This window comes from Flavobacterium sp. (genome assembly GCF_044376915.1).
GTDB lineage: Bacteria > Bacteroidota > Bacteroidia > Flavobacteriales > Flavobacteriaceae > Flavobacterium.
Genome location: NZ_JBILKB010000104.1, coordinates 1 through 4,998 on the forward strand (window position 1 = coordinate 1; position 4,998 = coordinate 4,998).

Genomic DNA, 4,998 nt, shown 5'->3' on the forward strand with positions numbered 1-4,998 from the left:
ACATGGGCAAACAACATTGATCCCGTTGAGGGTCATGGTGGAACAGCTGCTCAAAGCTTGATTGGGGCATGCAGCATCAAAAGCGACATAACCGCTGCCGGTATTGAAGACAAAAACACCTCGAACTCCAGTGTTTCCCGCATTTATATATACGGCGTTACTTGGAAATTGTAAGTTGCTGTATTGGGGTAAATTCATGTTAATGTTGTAGGCAAACGAATAATTGGGCAAATAAGGATTGTTGTTGCTAAAATTTTCTTTATCACAACCCATTAAAAGTAGTACGAAAACAAAAAGCAAATATTTTTTCATGGATAAATTTTTAGCGCAATTGAAAAACAAATTTAATTAATTACTTTTGACCTAACATTATAGAAGGTCATAAATTAATTTTAAAAATAAATTACTATCTTTGTGAATAGAAATCCCAGCTGATGGGATTTTTTCTATTTATATAAACGATGAAGTTATGAGTACAGTATCTTATTACACAGCAGAAGGATTAAAAAAATTAAGAGATGAATTAGAACATCTTAAAAGCATAGAAAGACCTAAAGCATCACAAGCAATTGCAGATGCTAGAGATAAAGGCGATTTGTCTGAAAACGCAGAATATGACGCAGCTAAAGAAGCCCAAGGATTATTAGAAATGCGCATTTCTAAAATGGAAGAAGTAGTAGCTAATGCGCGTTTAATTGATGAATCACAATTGGATGTCTCTAAGGCCTTAGTGTTATCTACTGTGAAAATCAAAAACCAATCGAACGGAATGGAAATGACCTACACGTTAGTTGCTGAAAGTGAAGCCGATTTAAAAACAGGGAAAATTTCAGTTACTTCACCTATTGGAAAAGGGTTGTTGGGAAAATCAGTTGGTGAGGTTGCTGAAATCAACGTTCCTAATGGAATATTAAAATTTGAAGTACTCGAAATTTCAAGAGATTAATACAATGGCTAGTATTTTCACCAAAATAGTAAATGGGGAAATCCCTTGTTATAAAATTGCCGAAGACGAAAATTATTTGGCTTTTTTAGATGTAAATCCAAATGCAAAAGGGCACACCCTTTGCATTCCAAAACAGGAAATCAATAAGATTTTCGATATGGAAGAAGCACACTATTTAGGCTTGATGAAATTCTCACGAAAAGTAGCTAAGGCTGTTGAAAAATCGGTAGCATGCAAGCGAATTGGATTGGCAGTTGTTGGTTTAGAAGTGCCTCATGTTCACGTACATCTGATTCCGCTTCACGATATGGACGATATGCGTTTTCAACGAAAAACAAGTTTGTCCGCTGAAGAATTTTCAGCATTAGCGCGTGAAATAGCTTCCAATCTAGAAAAAAATCTCGACTAGTCGAGATTTTTTTCTATGGTCTTGTAACTCATTTGAATGGCCGTTCCTTTTCCAATTTCAGAATGCGCTACTTTAATTCTCCCTTTGTGGTATTCTTGTACAATTCGTTTTGTTAACGACAATCCCAAACCCCAACCTCTTTTTTTAGTAGTAAATCCGGGCTCGAAGATCCTTGTAAATTGGTTTTTTGGAATGCCTTTGCCGGTGTCGGTAATTGTAATTTTTACCTTATTTCCAAGCGAAGTAATCGTTAGATCTAAATGACCTTTTCCTCTCATAGCGTCAATAGCATTTTTGACTAAATTTTCTATGGTCCAGCTGTGTAATGCGGCATTAATAGCGACATATATGGGATCTTCAGGCGCTGAAAATGTAAATAAAATCTGTTTAGATACCCTTGTTTGCAAATAATCTATTGCTTGTTTGGTCTCTGCAATGATGTTTTTCTGTTCAAGTAAGGGTTCGCTTCCAATTTTTGAAAAGCGATCGGTTATGGTTTGTAAACGATGGATATCTTTTTCAATTTCAATGAGAGAACTTTCGGAAACATTTTCTAATTTCAAGAGTTCTAACCATCCAATTAAAGATGATAGGGGAGTACCAATTTGGTGCGCTGTTTCTTTTGCCATTCCCGCCCAAAGTTTATTTTGAGTTGCCATTTTGGTGGCTTTGTAAAAATTATACACCACAGCTCCAAATAAAATAATGATTAAAAGTAACGCAATGGGATAATATTTTAATTTATTTAATAACGGCGAATCTCCATAGTAGACCAATTGGTACTCATTTTTTGATCGCTCAATTTTTATGGGTTGGTTGTCGTTCTTGATGGAATTAAAATAGGTTTTTAGCGCGATAGGATCATTAGAAATGGCGTCGTCAATATTGTTGGAATCAATAATGCTGTCTTTTCGATCTGTAATAAAAATGGGGATGGTGGTATTCTTACTGATGATTTCAAAAGGCAAACTCAAATCAGAATTTTCATTAGCATTGGCTACACTTGTCAGTGCTTTGGCCCAAAATTCCATTTTTGAGCGTTCTTCATGTTTGAATATTTGAAAAAAATTGTAGGTGTTCCAAAGTATTAATAATACAATGAAAAAGGAAGCAACTATTATGAACCAACGGGTAATATTTCGTTTTTCTGAAAACTGCATCAATTAAGATTTGATGTAAAAATACTAAAAACATTTAATTGATTGATTTTAGTGTGATGCTTAATTGTTGTGGAGACGTAAAGTTTATAGATGCTTTTAATTTTTGCTCTTGAAATTGGCTTTATTCTTATTATCTTTGTGAAAAATAATCCCCATCATGTTAAGTATTGATCCAAAAGAAATAGCAGCAGCAAAATTACAAGGGTATTTACAAAGTGCTGTGGCACCGAGACCCATTGCTTTTGCAAGTACATTAGACGCATATGGAAATCCTAATTTATCGCCTTTTAGCTTTTTCAATGTATTTAGCGCAAATCCGCCGATTTTGATTTTCTCACCGGCAAGACGGGTGCGCGACAACACTACAAAGCACACTTTAAACAATGCAGAAACTACTAAGGAAGTTGTAATTAATGTAGTGAATCATGACATGGTGCAACAAATGTCTTTATCGAGTACCGAATATCCCAAAGGGATAAACGAATTTGATAAGGCTGGCTTTACCATGCTGCCTTCCGATACAGTAAAACCGTTTCGTGTAGCTGAAAGCCCTGTACAATTTGAATGTAAAATCATGGAGATTATTGCTTTGGGTGACCAAGGGGGTGCTGGAAATATAGTCATTTGTGAAGTGGTTAAAATGCACATCAGTGAATCCATATTGGATGCAACGGGCCAAATAGATCAGCATAAAATTGATTTAGTTGCTCGTATGGGAGCCAATTGGTATAGTAGAGCTAATCTAGGCATGTTTGAAGTTGAAAAACCCCTTACTACCTTAGGAATTGGAGTGGACATGATTCCTGATTTTTTCAAGGAAAGTGGTTATTTTAATGGGAATGATTTGGGTAAATTAGGAAATATAGAAAATATACCAACCGAAGAAGAAATTGCTATATTTGTAAAAGAAAATTTTGAAGTCAAAGCCGTTTTGAGTGCCGATGATATGGATACAAAATTTCAAAAAGCAAAAGAATATGTAGACAATGGAAGAGCTATTGATGCCTGGAAGTTGTTATTAGCCAAAAAATAAATTTTAAGTATTATGGAAGTTTTAGGAAGAGTAAAATTAATTAATCCTGTACAACAAGTAAGTGCTTCTTTCAAAAAAAGAGAATTGGTTGTGACCACAGAAGAGCAATACCCTCAACATATTTTGATTGAGTTTGCACAAGATAAAACGGATTTGTTAAACAATTATGCTGTTGGTGAACAAGTTAAAGTTTCAATCAATTTGAGAGGAAGAGAATGGGTTAATCCACAAGGAGAAACCAAATTTTTTAATTCTATTCAAGGTTGGAGAATAGAAAAAGTTCAAGCAGAAGCGCCAAGTGCACCACCAATGCCACCAATGCCTGCAACTGAACCTTTTGAGCCGGCCACTAATTTTAAAGAAGAAGAACACGACGATTTACCTTTTTAATAGATTCTAAAAAAGAGGCAAGAACAAAGAAACCATTCAGAATAAAGTAAGAATGGTTTTTTCTTTTCTCTTTTTTTCTTTTTCTCTCTCAAAAAATGTATTTTCTAACTAAAGAGTTCTATTTTCCGCCAGTAGAAACCGCTTCACAAGAAGGGATTGTTGCCGTTGGTGGAAATTTATCGCCTGAGCGATTGATTTTGGCCTATCAATCAGGGATATTTCCATGGTTTGAAGACGATGAGCCTATATTGTGGTGGAGTCCGCCTGAACGGATGGTCTTGTTTTTTGACGATTTAAAAATTTCGAAAAGTATGCGAAACATCATCAATAGGAAACAATTCAAAGTAACCTTCAATACGGCTTTCAGGGACGTAATCGTTAACTGTAAAAAAATTTCAAGAAAAGACCAACCCGGCACTTGGATTACCGATAACATGGTGGATGCTTATTGTAAGCTACACGAATTGGGTATCGCTAAAAGTGTAGAGGTTTGGGAAAATGAGGAATTAGTTGGCGGTTTATATGGTGTAGATTTAGGCCATGTTTTTTGTGGTGAAAGTATGTTTTCAAACGTGTCAAACGCTAGTAAATTTGCTTTTATTGCGTTGGCAAAACAATTAGAAATGGCCAATTATCGTTTGTTAGATTGTCAAGTATACAACGATCATTTAGCGAGTTTAGGGTGTGTGGAAATAGAGCGAGAAGATTTTTTGATGGTATTGAAAGGCTAAAATTTTGGCAATGTTTTCACGTACAATTCTTCTACTTTTTTTCTAGCCCAATCGGTTTTTCTCAAGAATTTTAAGCTTGAATTTATGGACGGATTGTCTTTAAAACAATTGATGTTGATCAATTCTGCCAAAGTATCAAAGCCATAAAAATGCACTAATTGTGTTACAATTTCCTTTAAAGGTTTTCCGTGAAGCGGGTCGTTATTCATAATTTATTTTCTTGTAAAGCAATCCATGACATGGTCATTAACCATTCCTGTGGCTTGCATGTGTGCATACACAACCGTAGATCCTACAAATTTGAATCCGCGTTTTTTTAAATCTTTACT

The 4,998-nt window shown here is 35.2% G+C and carries 9 protein-coding genes; 5 read left to right on the forward strand and 4 right to left on the reverse strand.

The features are described from left to right. A partial coding sequence (locus tag ACIQ6Z_RS08965) for a hypothetical protein (protein ID WP_396210549.1) occupies positions 1-312 on the reverse strand: 312 nt, incomplete at its 3' end. Between the two features lie 157 nt (positions 313-469). On the opposite strand from ACIQ6Z_RS08965, the gene greA reads away from it, so the two are divergent. After that, positions 470-946, forward strand: coding sequence for a transcription elongation factor GreA (gene greA / locus ACIQ6Z_RS08970; RefSeq protein WP_396197599.1), 477 nt, complete (start codon positions 470-472; stop codon positions 944-946). 4 nt (positions 947-950) lie between these two features. Continuing rightward, the gene (locus ACIQ6Z_RS08975) at positions 951-1,355 is read left to right on the forward strand and encodes an HIT family protein (protein ID WP_396210550.1); all 405 of its coding nucleotides are present in this window, start codon (positions 951-953) and stop codon (positions 1,353-1,355) included. Here ACIQ6Z_RS08975 and ACIQ6Z_RS08980 read toward each other — a convergent pair. After that, a complete protein-coding gene (locus tag ACIQ6Z_RS08980; protein ID WP_396210551.1) occupies positions 1,352-2,515 on the reverse strand; it encodes a sensor histidine kinase in 1,164 nt (387 codons plus the stop codon). The two genes, ACIQ6Z_RS08975 and ACIQ6Z_RS08980, sit on opposite strands and share 4 nt — an antisense overlap. A gap of 157 nt (positions 2,516-2,672) precedes the next feature. Between ACIQ6Z_RS08980 and ACIQ6Z_RS08985 the strand changes: the two genes are divergently transcribed. The 3 genes from ACIQ6Z_RS08985 to aat all read left to right on the forward strand — a co-directional run bounded on the left by ACIQ6Z_RS08985 (position 2,673) and on the right by aat (position 4,669). Beyond that, the gene (locus ACIQ6Z_RS08985; RefSeq protein ID WP_396210552.1) at positions 2,673-3,548 is read left to right on the forward strand and encodes a flavin reductase family protein; all 876 of its coding nucleotides are present in this window, start codon (positions 2,673-2,675) and stop codon (positions 3,546-3,548) included. A gap of 12 nt (positions 3,549-3,560) precedes the next feature. Beyond that, entirely contained in the window at positions 3,561-3,938 is a 378-nt protein-coding gene (locus tag ACIQ6Z_RS08990) for a DUF3127 domain-containing protein (RefSeq protein WP_396210553.1), read from the forward strand. 95 nt (positions 3,939-4,033) lie between these two features. Next, a complete protein-coding gene (gene aat, locus ACIQ6Z_RS08995) occupies positions 4,034-4,669 on the forward strand; it encodes a leucyl/phenylalanyl-tRNA--protein transferase (RefSeq protein WP_396210554.1) in 636 nt (211 codons plus the stop codon). On the opposite strand, the gene ACIQ6Z_RS09000 is transcribed toward aat, so the two are convergent. Further along, a complete protein-coding gene (locus ACIQ6Z_RS09000; RefSeq protein WP_396197594.1) occupies positions 4,666-4,878 on the reverse strand; it encodes a VF530 family DNA-binding protein in 213 nt (70 codons plus the stop codon). The two genes, aat and ACIQ6Z_RS09000, sit on opposite strands and share 4 nt — an antisense overlap. 3 nt (positions 4,879-4,881) lie before the next feature. Next, positions 4,882-4,998 (reverse strand): DNA-3-methyladenine glycosylase I (locus tag ACIQ6Z_RS09005; protein WP_396210555.1); only part of this gene is annotated, 117 nt, incomplete at its 5' end.